This is a genomic window from Alphaproteobacteria bacterium (assembly GCA_026400645.1).
GTDB lineage: Bacteria > Pseudomonadota > Alphaproteobacteria > Paracaedibacterales > CAIULA01 > JAPLOP01.
On sequence record JAPLOP010000036.1, the window covers coordinates 18215 to 35294 of the forward strand.

Sequence of the window (17080 nt, forward strand, 5' to 3'; positions counted from 1 at the left end):
CAACTACACTCCTTAAATTAACCAAATTTTAAATAAATTACCAAATTTTAAACAAACTAACTACGTTTGTTTAAATAAGTTAGACTTCAAAGCTTTTAATCTTTGCCAATCTTTGTCGTTAAAAGATGTTTTCACATCTTGATATGTACTTTCTAGGTCCTCTTTTAATCGGGCACGATGGACCGTTTGATCCCAAATGTCCAACCATCCCTCAAGGGCGATACGCGGGTCTGTCTGTTTTGCAGCATAGGGCGCATGATTATAAAGATTTCTATCGAATATGTTGTCTAGTATCCCCAATAAACCATGCTGCGCCAAACAATCCTCAAACGAATCATTTGCATCATCCGCATACTCCAAAAGAAACACTTTTAATTTTTGCCATTCTCCGTGATTAAATTCCAGCGCCGCCAGCTGCTCAGCAACCTCTGATACTAATGTGGGGTGATTAACAAGAATTGCCAACAATATTTTTTGTGCTAGGTCACTTTTTTTATAAAGAAGGCCATCTTTAATAAAATCATTCCCCTGCGAAGAATCAGATTCTGATTCCTTGGATCGAAAGTCTTTAAATTTACCACTCTGAAATTTACGAGGCTGATCGGCACGAGTGTAACTCTTATACCACAAATTCCTGAAACGTTCATTAAAATCCGTCTGGTAGAAATACCGGATATCGTTATCGGTAATTTGAGCAACCGTTTCAGCCAACTGCTTTTTAAGCGTGGCTTTTTGTTCTGGCGTTGCATTGATCACAACAGCGCCATTTTCTATATGACTTTTCCACAAAACCTCTGCCAGTGGTATTTTCTTTTGAAGGATATCGCGAAACAGTTGTGGGCTTCCCTGTCTTAAAAGGCTGTCTGGGTCTTCGCCCTTTGGCAGAAAACAAAAATTGAGCGTTCGCATTGTTGCCAAAAAGGGGAGGGCGCGCTGCGCTGTGCGAAACGACGCCCGCGTCCCGGCCTCATCCCCATCGAAGCAAAGAATCGGTTCCGGACTTCGACGCCACAAAAGGTGCAATTGCTCGGCAGTTACGGCGGTCCCAAGGGGAGCAATGGCAGTTTTAAATCCTGCTTGATGCAGGGCGATCACATCACAATATCCCTCTACCAGTAAATAGGGGTGGTCCTTGCTGACATGATTTTGGGCAAACGAATATCCATAAAGAACTTGCCCCTTGTGAAATAACTCGCTGTCGGACGAGTTCAGATATTTTGGCTGTCCTTCCCTTAGCAAACGCCCCCCAAACGCAATGACACGCCCTTTTGCATCCAAAATGGGGAACATCAACCGATCCCTGAATCGATCATAGGGTTCTCTTTTTTGATCTTCTGGCACGATAATCAAACCAGAGGAAAGAATCAAATCCTTTGAAAACCCCTTTTTAACAAGCAGCCCATATAATGAATTGTTATGCTGGGAAGACGCGAATCCCAAACGAAATTGCCGAACTGTGTCAGGGATAAATCCCCTGTGGCGTAAATAATCCCGAGCATCCTCCCCAACGCTTGTGGTCAGAACATGCTGAAACCACGAACACGCCTCCTCTAACAAGGCATAAAGATCCTGATTCCTTGGGTTTTTTTCTTTATAAGATTGTTGACTTCGATCCGGCAAAGAGACACCCGTTTTATCGGCCAGCTCTTTAACAGCTTCCATAAATTGCATGTTCGATCGATGCATAACATAGGAAAAGGCATCCCCATGGGCACCACACCCAAAACAATGGTAATATCCTTTTTGATCGTTAACCTTGAACGATGGGGTTTTTTCTTCGTGAAAGGGGCATAACCCAATGTATTCGTGACCCTTGCGGCTGAGCCTGCGATCTTGCCCAACGATTTCAGAAAGGGTCAATCGTGCCTTAATTTGATCCAAATAAAGGGATAGTTCCGTCATGGTCGTTTATCCAGAAATTAATATCTTCGTGGGCTTTGAATCGCCATCAATAATTCAGAAAGAATCCCTTCCCGAACACCGCGATCGGCGACACGCAAATCTGTAACGGGAATGGCATCGCAAATTCCCTGGAGAATGGCTGATCCCACAATGACAAGGTCGGCACGACCACCGCCGATGCAGGGGTGTTCAGCGCGTTCTTTTTTGCTCATCATCAAAATATTATGGCTAATTTCATGAATGTCTTTAATTGTGATAAACAAACCGTCAACCAGGCTTCGTTCATATTTCGGCAAACCAATTTGAACGGCCACAAGCGTCGTCACGGTCCCAGAGGATCCAATCAACTGAACCTGGTCTTTTTCAATATACCGATCTATGTCGTTTCTGTGAACAAAAGCCAAAAGTTCGTTATGAACAAAGGTCCGCACATCATGATGAATTTCGGGACTTGACGCAAACTGCGCATAAGATTCGCTAACCGTCACAACACCATAGGGGATAGAAAAAGAATCAATGACCTCGAATGGAATGGGATAGCCCGGTCTTTTTCTTTCTTCTGGTTTCATTTTGAGCCAGATAACCTCTGTGCTGCCGCCGCCAATATCAAACGCGATCGCATAGGGGATCTTTGGGTCCAAAATGGCGGCACAGCCCGTCAAGGCCAGCTTTGCCTCTTCGTGACTAGAAATGATTTCGATATTCAAGTCGAGCTCCACAAGCGCACGCTCCACCAAAACATGTCCATTGGTTGCCCTGCGGCAGGCCTCTGTTGCGACCGCCCTAACACGTGTTGCATGATGATAATCGATTTTTCTTTTACAGATTTTCAAGGCATCAATCGTTCGATCAATGGCTTCAAGAGAAAGCTCATTCGTTTGATGCAATCCCTCCCCCAGGCGAACAATGCGCGCAAACGAATCGATAATCTTCCATCCAATAAGATTTGGACGCCTACGAAGAAAACTTTTTTTTAACGTTGCAACATTAACACTGGCCACCAAAAGGCGACATGAGTTTGTGCCCAAATCGATTGCTGCCAAAATGGGGTGATGTGCCTCGCAATGCCCCATCGTGCGCGCAGCATTCTGTGCAACAGTGTTTTCGGGGGATGAGACGACAAGATTTCCAACCAAGTATATGCACCAAGGGCGTATTAAACCAAAAATGTGTTAAAATTATTACAGTTAGTTTGTTAGTTTTTGTTTTTAGATAAATCCACTTTCTTCACTCTACAAAAAATAGGCAGAATATGGTAGATCTAACTTTGTCTTGAGCAAAAGATTTTCCGTGCCCTCAAGATGACTATGATTGCAATACAAAATCTTGGGGGATAGTTTAGCGGTAGAACTCTCGGCTCTGGACCGAGAAACCCTGGTTCGAATCCAGGTCCCCCAGCCAAACAAGAGTTTTTCTTTTTGACCGCATCATCATCTATGGCTTTTACTGTATTTGGATATATTGATTGCCTGTTACCCTTAAAACGTTTCGCAGATTCATTATTAATTTTGACTGGAATTCCATTTTGTTTATCATATTTTTTGACAAAACGAATGATTGCACTTAACATTTCAACCCCTCCCCTATGGAGATCTTTCCACAACAAGGCAACTCCAACTGCCGGGGGCATTGCTTTTATTGCATCCTTTTATGTAACACTGATGATCGCGCTGCATAGCCCGTTTCTGTTGGAGCCTAGAAATATTTTTCAAAGCTTTGTAACGCCGCCCCCTTTGCTGGGACACATTGCCCTGTACTTTGTAGCATCATTTATATTAGCGGTTGTCAGCTTCAAAGATGATTGCACGCCGCTGTCTTATCGTGTTCGTTTATCAGCACAATTAATTTGCGTCTTATTCCTCATCCAGCGGGGCATGGTTATTCAATTTCCTGCGTTTGAGCCATCACCCTGGATTGCCATGGCGGTCACTACATTCACGTTAATCGCCCTAATTAACAGCACGAATTTTATTGATGGATTGAATGGGCTGCTTGCCGGATCCTATTTAATTGCGATTATTTTTGCCTTTTTTATTATCATTTCCCCCAAGGGACAAGTTCCAAGCCTAGCGCTTTTTGTTTTATACGGGACTTTGTTTGCTTCGGTTTTTGGATTTTTAATTTTTAACTTTCCCAAGGCGCAGATATTCATGGGGGATGTCGGCAGCACATTTTTGGGCCTCAGTCTGGGGTTCCTAGCGCTTATCGCCCAAGATTATTATTCATTCCCAACCGACACCGCCTTTGTGAACAAGGGGTTTATTTTTACACTCACCCCCATGAGTTTTCTGTGGTTTGATGTGGGGTCGACCCTGATCCGTCGTATTTTTGGCAGAAAGAAATTAACCGAGGCACATCGCGACCACATGTTCCATATCCTGCATGATTCCGGGTATTCCCACACAGCGGTCAGCAGTCTGTATTTTTGTTCGGTGATAATAATGGGAACGTTGACCCTGCTTACTCACTGGGGGCACCTATCATTTATGGAATTCTTTTTGGTTTATGGTGTTTTGCAAGCTGGTTTTTGTGCGTGGGTTATGCCCGCTCGTCCAAAATTGGTCTGACCAGGGCCTTTCCATCGGCAAAGTGAAGTGCGATTGTTTGGCTGGCTGCGGCCTTGACATCTGCCGCGCTTGTGATCACGCCGCCATCGAATGATGCCCAACAAAATCCCCGCTCCAAAACACGTTCGTAAGAATTCTGCGCAAGACGAAGGCTTTGCCATTTCAAAAGATCGGCTTTCTTTTCAAAAAAACGTCCCTGATGATCGGCCAGCTTTTCTGTCATACGATCTAAAAAAATATGCGCATTATCTAATTGCTGTTGGGGGGATCGAAAGCGGATAATAATGTGCGTCAGTCTGTTTTCCTTGTTTTGCAAAACGCCAATTCCGGCACCCGACAACCGTTCTGTCCAGTCATCTAAACGAAGCAATGCCGTTTCCAGCACATGTTCCGGGGCCGGCAATCCACGCCCCAGCCCGACCAAATGAATGGCATGACTGTGGAGCATCCGGCTCACTAACGCCGACACACGATCCGCCAGGGACCGAATCGCATCCAAAACTTGCGACAAAACGGGCGTTGCCAATTCAGCCGCCGCCGTTGGTGTTGGGGCGCGCCGGTCCGATGCATAATCAATCAACGTCGTGTCTGTTTCATGGCCAATTGCTGAAATCACAGGGATCGCACTGTTGGCTGTGGCGCGCACGACGTTTTCTTCGTTAAAGGTCCATAAATCTTCGATACTGCCACCACCACGTGCCACGATCAGCAAATCAGGCCGTTGATCCAGGGGCAGGGCGTTCATTCCATTAATGGCTGTGGTGACCTGGTCAGCGGCCCCTGGACCCTGCACAAGGACCGGCCACAACAGGACCGAACACGGGTAACGATCCTGCAACCGATGAAGAATATCCTGGATCACAGCGCCCGTCGGGGATGTCACAATACCAATCCGCTTTGGAAACGGGGGGAGTGGTTTTTTGTCCTTGAACAGCCCCTCGGCCTCCAGCCGGATCTTGCGATCCTCCAAAAGCTTTAGCAACGCACCTTGACCTGCAGCCTTTGCATCGTCAATCACCAGCTGATATTTGGATCGCCCCGCATAAATCGTCAGACGCCCATGAGCAATGATTTCTAGCCCTTCTTCCAATGCAATGGATAATTTTGTCCCGCGCCAACACACCGCATCAATGACTGAATTCTGATCCTTGAGTGACAGATAATAATGCCCAGATGTGTGACGTTTGAGGCCAGATATTTCCCCCCGCACATGGATGCTGGAAAACGTTCCCTCTACCACGCGTTTAAGGGACAGTGATAGTTCACTGACCGACAGAATTGCGGATGATGCTTGCGTTTGTTCGGGGACAAGAAAAAGGGGATCGGATATTTTCATAAATTGAAACTATCATACCTGCATACGAAAAGCAGGGATTTTTTACCCTAAGACACCAATCGATCCAATGCCTCGTTCAACATAACAAAATTCACCTTGTTTTCCCCGAACAAACCTACCCACGGGGCCTCGTTATACTGATATATCCAGGCATGGATCATCGACTGCGAAACGTGCCTGGAATCAGCAACACGCTTGGCCTGAAGCAGGGCATTTTCAAGGGTGATATAAGGATCAATTCCGCTAGCACCGGTTGTTTTATCAAATTCGTTTGGGCGGCCGTGAAAATAAATCAGTTTCTCGAATTTTTGTCCCAGCAATTCAGACCCCAAAACCTTGTCACCCTTCATCAGTAAACTACCGTTGGCCTGATGATGAAACAAAAACTGCCCAGCACCAGCCAGAATCGCAGGATAGATACCCCCAAGAATGACCGTCATAATGATCAAAAATCGTATCGACGTAAAAAGATCCTTGAGTATATTCATTCCAACGCCCCTCACCACTGTATTTGGAGGATCAAGTCAATTAATTTGATCCCCATGAACGGGGTTATAATTCCCCCAAGCCCATAAATTAAAAAATTACGCCTTAGGATATCAGATGCATGGCTAGCCTTAAATTTGACACCCCTCAAGGCTAACGGTAATAAAGCAATCAGAATCAGGGCGTTGAAAATAATAGCCGACAAAATGGCTGATTCTGGTGTTTTTAAATGCATAATATTGAGCCTGTTTAGGGGTGGATAAATGCCCCCAAACAACGACGGAAGGATGGCAAAATATTTGGCAACGTCATTCGCAATGCTAAATGTTGTAAGAGCCCCCCGCGTCATTAACATCTGCTTGCCAACCCCAACAATATCCATAATTTTTGTGGGGTCAGAATCCAAATCGACCATATTGCCGGCTTCTTTTGCGGCCTGAGTCCCCGTGTTCATGGCAACACCAACGTCAGCCTGAGCCAAAGCCGGCGCATCGTTCGTGCCATCCCCACACATAGAAACCATGTGTCCTGTTTGTTGATATTGAATCAAATAACTCAGCTTTTGTTCCGGGGTCGCCTGGGGGATGGTGTCGTCAATGCCGGCTTCTGCCGCAATGGCGCGCGCCGTTATGGGGTTGTCCCCCGTGATCATGCAGGTTCGAATCCCCATTCGTCGTAACTGGGTCACGCGATGTTTAAACCCGGGCTTGATTTGATCCTTAAGATGTATAACGCCCATCAAAACACCATTTTTCGCCAAGCCCAATGGTGTGCCACCCTGTTCGGCTATGGCCGTGCTAGCCAGACAATATTCTGCGGGGGGTTGGTAATCTTCATTCCCGCTTTGGGCCCGAACAAAATCAAGAATGCTGTCTTCGGCTCCCTTGCGAATCTCCGTGCACTCATTTTTGACGCCGCTTGTCCGCGTTGTTGCAGTAAAGGGGATAAAATCCCACGCGTTGTGTTCCCATGCAACAATATCATCCGCCGGGATCCACTTGTATTTCTGTTTGGCCAACTGAATGATGGAACGACCCTCTGCCGTTTCGTCCTGGTAAGAGGCGATAGAGGCAGCCTCTACAAAGTCCGCCAATTGAATACCAAGCAAGGGAATAAATTCAACAGCGCATCGGTTACCAACCGTGACGGTTCCTGTTTTGTCGAACAGCATGATATCGATATCCCCGGCCGCCTCGACAGCACGACCGCTTTTTGCCAGAACATTAAGGGCAAGCAACCGGTTCATGCCAGCAATGCCAATCGCCGATAACAATCCCCCAATCGTTGTTGGGATCAACGTCACCAAAAGGGCGATCAAGGTCGTAAGATCAAGTTGATGCCCCAAAAATAACGAAAAAGCAGGCAGCGTAAATACAACAATCAGGAAAATCGCTGTCATGGCCAACAGCAAATAGTTTAAAGCAATTTCGTTGGGGGTCAGATGACGTTCGGCCCCCTCGACCAGGGCGATCATTTTATCAATCACGGTGGAACCACGCGCAGCCGTAATACGAACGGTGATTTGATCAGACAGAACTAATGTTCCGCCGGTAACAGCGGACCGATCCCCACCGCTTTCGCGAATGGCTGGCGCTGATTCACCCGTAATGGACGATTCATCGATGGCGGCAATGCCCTTAATAATCTCCCCATCGCTTGGAATGATTTCCCCCTGGTTGACGATCACGATATCCCCAACAACCAACGCGTCACAACCGACACGCGAAATTGATCCATCGGATTCCAATCGGTTAGCCCACAAGTCTTTCTGGTTCTTTTTAAGGAAACTAGCCTGGGCCCGACCTCGCCCCTCGGCTATGGCTTCGCAAAAAACAGCCATAAGAACTGTCAGCCACAACCAGACACTAATCCTTAGGCTAAAGCAAGACTGCGGCGATAGGGATCCATGCTGATAATGGTCGAATGCAACCTGTCCGCTCGTAATGATCGCACCCAGCCAAACCAAAAAAATAATGGGGTTCGTTCGAACCAAGCTCAACGGATTCATTTTACCAATCGAATATAAAAGCGCCTTTCCAACAATAGGGGCAAAATTCACCATTGATTGATTCACGGTTAAGGGGGCAGGTTTCATTTCTTTCATGACAATACCTCGGTAATGCAGGTCAGGCAAAAGACGGGAAAATAAACCAAACCGCTGGTAATTAAAATGACACCGATTAACAAACACGCAAACAAAAGACCGTGAACAGGGAATGTGCCATTTGTTTTGTGAGCCTTTAGTTTCACAGAAAAGGAACCCGCTATGGCCAAAATTCCATACATGATGATATAGCGGCTGATAAACATCGCAGCCGACGTCATGTTGAGGAAAAATGGAGTGGACACCGCGTCAAAAGACCCCAAGCTACTGCCATTATGAGTCACCGTCGATATAAATGTGTACAGGATTTTAGAAAGCATATGGGGTTCATTGCCAAGCCCGCCATAAAGGCAGGACAACGCCGTAAAGGATAAAATCAAAAACGGCTGTATCAATATAATCAATACGATGTATTTAATTTCTTGGCTTTCAATCTTTTTACCAAGGTATTCCGGCGTTCTGCCAACCATCAAGCCGGCCAAAAAAACAGTCAAAAGAACATAAACCATCAATTGGTAAAAACCAAATCCAACACCCCCAAAATCAATGCTGCCCAGCGCCATTTTGAAAAATAATAAACATTGAATCCCTGGATTGAGTGCGGATAAATCTGTGTTGTTAGCGCCACACCCCGAGCTTGTTGTCAAAAGGCTATAGAATGCGCTACCAAAAACACCGAATCGATTTTCCAGTCCATTTTGACCATAAGGAAAAAACTTTACCGCTAAAACGCCCAGAATCAATGTCATGAACAATAAAAAAAGCAGACTCAAAAGCAACGTGAATGAATGCCGACGATCATTAATTTTACGCCCAAAAACATCGATAAGCCCCGCCGATATGACAAACATGCCAACCATTTGCAGAAAGTTCGTAATGTTGGATGGATTTTCAAACGGATGGGCGGAATTCGCACCAAAGTAACCACCCCCATTGGTTCCCAAAATTTTAATGGCTTCTTGGCTGGCAATTGGCCCTGTAATCAGGTTTCCTGCTTGCCCCTCTAGTGATGTATAGGCCGTCAAAATCTTGAACGTTTGCGGAACGCCAAGGCCAATAAAAATCAGCCCATAAAGAAGACAAAGCGGCAAAAAAACCCACAAAGTCAGCCGAATGGCATCAACCCAAAAGTTGCCAAAATGTTTCGCATGATAGCGCGTTAGCTCCTCGTAATTTGGATGCTTGCGATCATAAATGATTTGTTGATTTGTTTTAAAGGATCGCATCAATGCAATTGCAATTGTAAGGCCAGTAATTGCGCTAATAAAATTTTGAACTGTCAGCCCCATCATTTGAACAAAGGGACTTATAGACGTTTCGGGGGTGTATGTTTGCCAATCAGCATTTGTCGCAAAGCTGATCGATGTATTGATGGCCTGAAGCCAGGGTACGGCCGTAAACCCCTGTGGATTCATGGGCATATAATATTGCACCCGCTGAAGCGCGATCACCCAAATAATCCCCACCAAATTCAGCACAATCGCAGCCCGAAAATAATCGTGCCATTTCTGATCTTGATGGGAATGCACACCGATCCTAGGGTAAATACGGTCCGAAAGGGGGTCCAGAATAAAATCCAGGTTCGTCGGCAAACGCTGAAGAACGCGACCAATATATTCCCCAACCATTAATGACAAAACAAGAATGGTCCCAAGGATAACAAAGATTTGCAAAAGTACAGGATAATAAAACGACATACCAACCCTAATCTTAATTGAGTGCTCTCTTTTAGAAAGAGCTAAGGTCAGTATGCCAGAAAAAGATTAATAAAGCCTTTACGCGCAGGCCTCTTTCAAAGAATGCGTTGCCTGATCCAATTCAACCTGGGTACAAAGGCCAAGCAGTAATGGGCTTTTTGGTTTTATGTTGGCACTGTTCCAATGGGTACGCCCCTTGATCGATTTGATCATTGGCTTTGTAGTCCCAAGCAACCTGCAAATCTGCAGTTCGGTCATGTCTGGATAATATTTCAACAACCATGCAATTGCATCGGGTCGGTCTTGTCGCTTGGACACCGGCGTATAGCGCCCGCGTTTTTTCCCAAGGACCGTGTCGGCATTAACAATTGGACGCATTTCCAGGTCAGCCGATGGATCTTGCTCGCACCGCTTTATTTCCTCCAGCGTTAACTGAGACGATGCCACAGGGTCCAACCCAACCAATCTTCCAGCGGATTCTTCGTTGGCTATGGCTTGTATTTCCAATATATGCAAACCACAAAAGTCCGCAATTTGACCAAAAGTCAGCGATGTATTTTCAATCAGCCAAACCGCTGTCGCTTTGGGCATTAAGGGTAGGGCCATGGTGATCTCCTCTGAAACTGGACTCTTGCATAAAAACTTGTGGATGTCTCTTCTCATTTCTCTCATAGGACGGAGAGTTTTTCAACCAAAACCAATGAATTGGGGTAATAAAACTTCCTGGGGTCATTTTTTACTTTTTGTTTTTAGCTTTTTTCTTTTGTATTTTTTTAACAGGAGCCACAGGAACCGGGGGGCTTTCAACCGTTTCTTCCACCAATGCGGGTTCCTCCGTCACGGTGTCCGGCTTTACTGCCACCGGGAGGGGATCTACCGCGGGCGCACAAATTAACTTTAGTTGGCAAATTTTGTTGCCATTCTTCAGAGTGACGTCCTTGAAACGCGAGAGTAGATCATGAACTACCTTCTTGGGTTTTTCTTGCAGGCTTTGATCGGGCATACTTTGCTCAACCAAGGCCGGCTCATCGGCAGTCCCAGAGCTCTGATCGACGAGTTGCTGTTCTACGGGTTGAATCTGTTTCTTACTCTGGCCTTTTTTTGATGTGACTCCTTTAGCAGGCTTGCGTGGCGCCTGCACAGGCTCTTGATTTTCTGGCTCCTGATTTGTAATTTCCGCACCCCCCTCATTTCCATTGCCTGATTCAGCTGAATGATCAGACACATCCGACGTTCCATCCTCTGTTGAGTTTTCCGCGGGGCTTTCCTTTGGGGCGCTCAGTGCAGCCTTACGAGAAACCACAGCCACTTCTTGTTTCAAATGTGTGTTTTCTTGTTCCAGGTCTGCAATCTTTGATTTTAGGGCATTAATATCGGGTGAACCAGATTTCTTCTTTTTATTAAGCTGACCCACCAGCCCACCAATTAAACCATTTTCCAACTGAGCCTTTGTTGCAGCCCACCCCGGCTGGATCATTCCGCAAAGAAAAAGAAAAAAAACAAACGACCGCATTTTTAACTCCACCATAACAATACTTCTTATCTTTCACTGTAAGATAAAAAGATTAATATTGTGTGAATTTTGCGGCCCCAATGTAATTAACGGAAAGCGAGGACCCCAGGGACCATGTTCGCTTAATGGGATGATAATCAATCCCCTTCAAATCAATAAACGAAACGCCAAAAGGTCGCAATAAATCAGCCAGCTCAGCCGGAGTAAAGAATTGATTCCAATCATGCGTTCCTTTTGGAACCCATTTCAGAATGTATTCCGCACCCATAATGGCTTTTAGGTACGATTGCCATGTTCGATTCAGCGTTGATAAAATCAACACTCCATCCTTTTTTAACAGGTCCACGCAGCGTGCAATAAATTCAGCCGGATTTTCCACGTGTTCAATGATTTCTAGGGCCAAAACAGCATCAAATTTTTCTGCCTGGACGTCTTCGATCGCACCACATCGATAATCAATAACAAGGCCGTGATCTTTGGCATGGGCCCAGGCAGTTGCTATGGCCTTTGGGCTGGTGTCAATACCGGTAACCGTTGCACCAAGACGGGCCAAGGGTTCGCACACCAATCCACCACCACACCCAATGTCGATTATTTTTAATCCGGCCAGTGATTGGCGCAAATGGCCCACGATGAACCGCAGTCGCACTGGATTGATTTTATGGAGAGGAGAAAACGGCCCGGATTCATCCCACCATTCAGGTGCGATTTGATCGAATTGGTATCCTTTTGGATTGACCGTTGATTTTTGCATTGTTCTTTTGGTTATTTTCTATTTATGATATCGGTTAATAATACCCCACATAAAAATTTTTAGCACAGTCAAATATGGCTCGTTACGTATTAAAATTCGGCGGTACATCCGTCGCCAATATCACCCGCCTAGAGCATGTCGCCAATATCATTAAAAATGAGGCGGAGAATGGTCACGAATTGGTCGTTGTTGTTTCCGCCATGGCCGGCATCACCAACCAATTAACCGATTATGCCCGGGCCCTTTGTCCGGATGAAATAACACCGGAACATGACGTTATTTTATCCTCTGGCGAGCAAGTAACGTGCGGACTGCTGGCTCTTTGTTTGCGGCGGCTGGGGTTTTATGCGCGTTCCTTTTTAGCGTGGCAAATTCCCATACTGACTGATTCTGCGCCAGCACATGCCCGAATCACCCATATCCCAACGAACGAGTTGGAATCTTTTATGAAAGCAGGGGGAATCCCGATTGTTGCTGGGTTCCAGGGCATCAACCCAGAAGGGCGCCTTACAACACTAGGCCGAGGAGGATCCGACACAACGGCGGTTGCGTTGGCTTCGGCATTGGGGGCAGATCGATGCGATATCTATACCGATGTTGATGGTGTTTATACAGCAGACCCAAGGTTAGTTCCAGCAGCCCAAAAATTACCAACAATAACATATACAGAAATGTTTGAAATGGCGGCCCAAGGGGCAAAAGTTTTACAAACACGTTCTGTGGAATTGGCCATGAAGAACAACGTCAATGTTCGTGTATTATCCAGCTTTATGAATTCGTCCGGCACAAAAGTGGTCAACGAACGGGGAATCATGGAAAACACCCCTGTTTGTGGCGTTGTTCATAGCGAAAATGAAGTCAAAATAACACTCACAAGCATGCCAGACGAAGTCGGTATCGCGGCAACACTGTTTGGAACCCTAGCTCAATACCGTATCAACGTTGATATGTTGGTACAAAATTATTCCTTGGATGGACGAACAGATTTAACATTCACCCTTCCAAGGGATGATCTCGATCGAAGCCTGATCGTTTTTCAAGACCTCAAAACCAAGATTGGGTTTTCAGATATTATTGCGGACAGGGATATTGTTAAAATTTCTGTGATCGGGGTTGGAATGAAAAGCAACCTGGAAATCGCCAGCACCCTGTTTAAAACACTTGCGGAAAAAAACATTAACACACAACTGATTTCAACGTCGGAAATCAAAATCAGTGTTGTAATTGGCAGTGAACATACATCCCTTGCGATGCGCGCCCTCCATTCCGCCTTTAACCTGGACGAGGGGGATGATATCCAATCATGAGCCCGCTTAAATACTCCCCATCGAAAGAACACCCGGACTGGCTATCTGTTCCATCCATTTTCGAGGGGGTTAGTTTAAGCAAAGGTGTTGGGATGGGGTATGCGTTTTTCCATTCAGCGAATCCTTCCCCCGATCAAACAAGCGTGGATCTTTCGTTAAAGCAAGAGCTTTCCCACGAAGATGAAAAAACAAAACTCGACCAGGCTTTCGATGCCCTACAAAAGGAAATTAACGGTCTTCTTCTGGTTAATTTTCACAACTCTCAATCAGAACCAAAAAAAATCCTGGAAGCCTATCAATTGCTGGTCAACGACCAGGGGTGGAAAAGACGGCTTTTCAAGGAAATCGACCACGGTAAATCAGCAACCCAAGCCGTTGATCGTGTCCTAGACACCTTAAAAAAACAATTCTCCGATGATCCATTTTGGCAAGAACGTCTGTTTGATTTGGATGACATCAGTCAACGATTATTGATTTACCTGAAACAAGAAAAATATGCCCAAAACACAGATCCATCCATTCCGATCATCGTCATCGCCCAAAATTTAGGCCCTGCTGCGTTATTAAAATATCATCAAAGGAACCTAAAAGGCGTGGTTTTGGCTGAAACCGGCCGCACATCACATTCAGCAATCATTGCTCGTTCCTTGGGCATTCCTGTCGTGGGGGGAATTGATGCGATTTCTAGCAAGATTCATTCAACTGATTCCATCCTTGTTAATGGAGACATCGGTCGTGTTTATATTCGGCCTGCCGAAAACATTATTCGGGCTTTGGATAAAAAGAAAGCTAGGCACATACCTAACGGAGCAAACTCATCCCCGGGGTCATCAACAACGCTAGATGGTATACAAATAGAGCTTCATTTAAATGCTAATCTATCGGAGGATCTGAGGCATCTTGATGATGGAATTGCACAAGGCGTTGGCTTGTACCGTACCGAAATTCCATTCATGCTGTCTGATGGCATACCAAGTGTCGAGACACAAACACGTTTTTATCAGCAAACATTAGACCTTGCGGGGACAAAGCCCGTTGTTTTTCGAACGCTCGATGTCGGCGAAGGCAAAAGATCGATACTCGCACAATCAAACAAAACGAATAAAAGTCCATCAAAAAATTGGCGCGGTTGGCGAGATATTCGGTTGACGCTTGACCGCCCCATGATCATGCGACAGCAATTGCGCGCCCTGATACGGGCCCGGTGCCAAAGCCAACACCCAGAAGACCCGCTTTATCTGATGGTCCCAATGATCGCTGATCTTGCAGAATTTATGGCTGTACGACATTTGGTGGCGCTAGAGACGAAACGGGAACAAAAACTGGGAAATCCCGTGCCAGAATCCATCAAGGTCGGCGCCATGATAGAGGTCCCAGCCCTTGTTTATCAATTGTCATCATTAGTTAAAGTTGTTGATTTTCTGTCTATCGGAAGCAACGATTTGTTTCAATTTTTTTATGCTATTGAGCGCGAAAATACCGATCTTTCGCGTCGTTTTGATGTTTTGTCACCGTCGTTTCTTTTGTTTATCAAAAGCATTCAGGATCAGGTTTCCCCGTATCAGATCCCCTTGAGTATGTGCGGTGAAATGGCGAGCCATCCCCTGGAAGCGATGGCCGTTTTAGGGCTGGGGTTACGACGATTATCGGTCACACCGGGTTCCCTTGAATCCGTGCAAGCGATGATTCGTTCCCTGAATGTGCAAAAGTTTATGCCCTATCTTTTGTCCATCTGTCAGCAAACACCCTCTGATTTCATAAACAGACCCTTTGGTTTAGCCAGCAGCATTCGTCAAAAATTGGGTATTTTTGCCATGGACCATGGTATTATTGTCTAATTTCTTATATCATTTTCAAAAAGGATTAGAGGCAGTTCAACAAATTTGCATTTATTACATAAATACAAATTCATTCTATTTACTATTTTAATTTAATCTCAAAGAATACCCCCGTCCTCCCGTGGCTTGACCACGGGATCCATGTATTCTGTTATAGATCCCGCGATCAAGTCGCGGGAGGACGGGGGATCATTTCTTATGATCAAATAAACAACCGAACTATCATCGAGCATAAGTTTGTTGAACTACTTCTTAGTGAGTTTCATTGAAGTCAAAATATGCAACAATTACTGAACTTTGTAGCTTACTTTAGTGTTACCATTACGCCCCTGAATCTTTCTTATGTTAACAGACCCTAATTCGGATATATTTTTCAGGTGAGTGCCTCCGCAAGGAACAGGCTCAAATCCATCCATAGTAACAACGCGTTCTGTCTTGCCGGACGGGATTTGGAGCGGACTTTCGATGCAGAATTTTGATGGTTCTTGCGAGCTGATTACACTACAGATCACATTAACATTGGATGCTATCGCCTGATTTATTAAAAGATTTGCCCGCTCTATTAGATCGGCGCTAGACATGGATTTCAACTGCCCCTCAAATTCCACATAGGGTCCTTCCTGAAAATGAAACCCCTTGAACGCGATTAGTTCGGGAGCAAGACTTTCAACAATGCTTCCCAAAAGATGTCCGGCTGTATGCGCCTTTGCATTTAATATACGTCTTTCAGGATCGATCTTTGATAGCACTAATGATCCTTTTTCGATGGCCGAAATATTTTCTTGTATGTAGTGTTTTACCAATCCATCAAAAAAGGAGACAAAATTCACTGTATAAGTCTTGTTGTGAATTGTTATCAAACCAGTGTCTGATGGTTGTCCGCCGCCCTGTGGGTAAAACACCGTTTCATCAAAGACTAAAAAGCTTCCTCTGTTTGGATCCTCTCCCCTGCCAACAACTCTGCTCACGCCCTCAAACTGATAAGTATTAGAAAGATACGATAGAACCGTGGGAAGAATTTCAAAAAGTTGATCAAATTTACACATATCAACGGCCGTTTCCTATGTTGGCATGCCTTCCAATAGGCATGATCATTTGGTGCATTATCTATACTTTTTCAACCGTCAAAACATTGCCCTGGATAGATTGAATATGGACCTGGGTCCCAACAGCCATATCGGGGCCGTGAATACGCCACCGGGTGTCGTCAATGGTTACGTATCCATGGCCATTAACGATGGGTTCGTTTAACGTTAAGACATGTCCAAGCACGTTATGTCCACGCTGATTTAGCCGGGTGGCAACAACCACATCGGCCTTGTGATGCCAAAGCTTACGCCCACCCCATGTCATCAAGGGGGCCAGAATCGCCAATGAAATACACTGGACCAGCACCGATAAAGGAAAGGCCCAAGACAAAAAAGAAACCACCAAACAGGAAAGCCCGATCCACAAGAAAAAAGCCCCAGGGGCAAGCAATTCTAAACACAACAGGGCCATCCCCCCTGCCAGCCAATATCCAGACAACGACCAGGCCATCAATGTGGCGTAAAATGACATCCAATCCATTTAGTGA

At 45.5% G+C, this 17080-nt stretch carries 14 protein-coding genes and 1 tRNA gene; 4 read left to right on the forward strand and 11 right to left on the reverse strand.

The genetic code is table 11. The features are described from left to right. Positions 1 to 60: 60 nt before the first annotated feature. Together dnaG and NTX76_05845 are read right to left on the reverse strand one after the other, a co-directional pair. Positions 61 to 1902, reverse strand: a complete 1842-nt coding sequence (gene dnaG, locus NTX76_05840) for a DNA primase (GenBank protein MCX7338780.1) — start codon at positions 1900 to 1902, stop codon at positions 61 to 63. Between the two features lie 17 nt (positions 1903 to 1919). Then, the gene (locus NTX76_05845; GenBank protein MCX7338781.1) at positions 1920 to 3038 is read right to left on the reverse strand and encodes a Ppx/GppA phosphatase family protein; all 1119 of its coding nucleotides are present in this window, start codon (positions 3036 to 3038) and stop codon (positions 1920 to 1922) included. A gap of 191 nt (positions 3039 to 3229) precedes the next feature. On the opposite strand from NTX76_05845, the gene NTX76_05850 reads away from it, so the two are divergent. Together NTX76_05850 and NTX76_05855 are read left to right on the forward strand one after the other, a co-directional pair. Continuing rightward, a tRNA-Gln gene (locus NTX76_05850) sits at positions 3230 to 3303 on the forward strand. A gap of 152 nt (positions 3304 to 3455) precedes the next feature. Further along, positions 3456 to 4469: a hypothetical protein gene (locus tag NTX76_05855; protein ID MCX7338782.1), complete on the forward strand. Its 1014-nt coding sequence runs from the start codon at positions 3456 to 3458 to the stop codon at positions 4467 to 4469. On the opposite strand, the gene xseA is transcribed toward NTX76_05855, so the two are convergent. The 7 genes from xseA to ubiG form a co-directional block, all read right to left on the reverse strand. After that, complete coding sequence (gene xseA, locus NTX76_05860) at positions 4441 to 5805, reverse strand: exodeoxyribonuclease VII large subunit (GenBank protein ID MCX7338783.1); 1365 nt, start codon at positions 5803 to 5805, stop codon at positions 4441 to 4443. The genes NTX76_05855 and xseA overlap by 29 nt on opposite strands. A gap of 47 nt (positions 5806 to 5852) precedes the next feature. Continuing rightward, complete coding sequence (locus tag NTX76_05865) at positions 5853 to 6293, reverse strand: potassium-transporting ATPase subunit C (protein MCX7338784.1); 441 nt, start codon at positions 6291 to 6293, stop codon at positions 5853 to 5855. Positions 6294 to 6304: 11 nt separating this feature from the next. Beyond that, the gene (gene kdpB / locus NTX76_05870) at positions 6305 to 8353 is read right to left on the reverse strand and encodes a potassium-transporting ATPase subunit KdpB (GenBank protein MCX7338785.1); all 2049 of its coding nucleotides are present in this window, start codon (positions 8351 to 8353) and stop codon (positions 6305 to 6307) included. 38 nt (positions 8354 to 8391) lie between these two features. Beyond that, on the reverse strand, positions 8392 to 10092 hold the full coding sequence (gene kdpA, locus NTX76_05875; GenBank protein MCX7338786.1) for a potassium-transporting ATPase subunit KdpA: 1701 nt from the start codon (positions 10090 to 10092) through the stop codon (positions 8392 to 8394). A 78-nt stretch (positions 10093 to 10170) separates the two neighbouring features. Then, positions 10171 to 10698: a DUF1013 domain-containing protein gene (locus tag NTX76_05880; GenBank protein ID MCX7338787.1), complete on the reverse strand. Its 528-nt coding sequence runs from the start codon at positions 10696 to 10698 to the stop codon at positions 10171 to 10173. Positions 10699 to 10828: 130 nt separating this feature from the next. Beyond that, complete coding sequence (locus NTX76_05885; protein MCX7338788.1) at positions 10829 to 11605, reverse strand: hypothetical protein; 777 nt, start codon at positions 11603 to 11605, stop codon at positions 10829 to 10831. A gap of 52 nt (positions 11606 to 11657) precedes the next feature. Further along, positions 11658 to 12359: a bifunctional 2-polyprenyl-6-hydroxyphenol methylase/3-demethylubiquinol 3-O-methyltransferase UbiG gene (gene ubiG, locus NTX76_05890; GenBank protein ID MCX7338789.1), complete on the reverse strand. Its 702-nt coding sequence runs from the start codon at positions 12357 to 12359 to the stop codon at positions 11658 to 11660. Positions 12360 to 12433: 74 nt separating this feature from the next. On the opposite strand from ubiG, the gene NTX76_05895 reads away from it, so the two are divergent. Both NTX76_05895 and ptsP read left to right on the forward strand, forming a co-directional pair. Continuing rightward, on the forward strand, positions 12434 to 13666 hold the full coding sequence (locus tag NTX76_05895) for an aspartate kinase (GenBank protein MCX7338790.1): 1233 nt from the start codon (positions 12434 to 12436) through the stop codon (positions 13664 to 13666). Further along, entirely contained in the window at positions 13663 to 15504 is a 1842-nt protein-coding gene (gene ptsP / locus NTX76_05900) for a phosphoenolpyruvate--protein phosphotransferase (protein ID MCX7338791.1), read from the forward strand. Before NTX76_05895 ends, ptsP begins: the two co-directional genes overlap by 4 nt. A gap of 287 nt (positions 15505 to 15791) precedes the next feature. On the opposite strand, the gene NTX76_05905 is transcribed toward ptsP, so the two are convergent. Beyond that, a complete protein-coding gene (locus NTX76_05905; GenBank protein MCX7338792.1) occupies positions 15792 to 16472 on the reverse strand; it encodes an alanine--tRNA ligase-related protein in 681 nt (226 codons plus the stop codon). 139 nt (positions 16473 to 16611) lie between these two features. Then, positions 16612 to 17073: an NfeD family protein gene (locus NTX76_05910; protein ID MCX7338793.1), complete on the reverse strand. Its 462-nt coding sequence runs from the start codon at positions 17071 to 17073 to the stop codon at positions 16612 to 16614. Positions 17074 to 17080 lie beyond the last annotated feature (7 nt).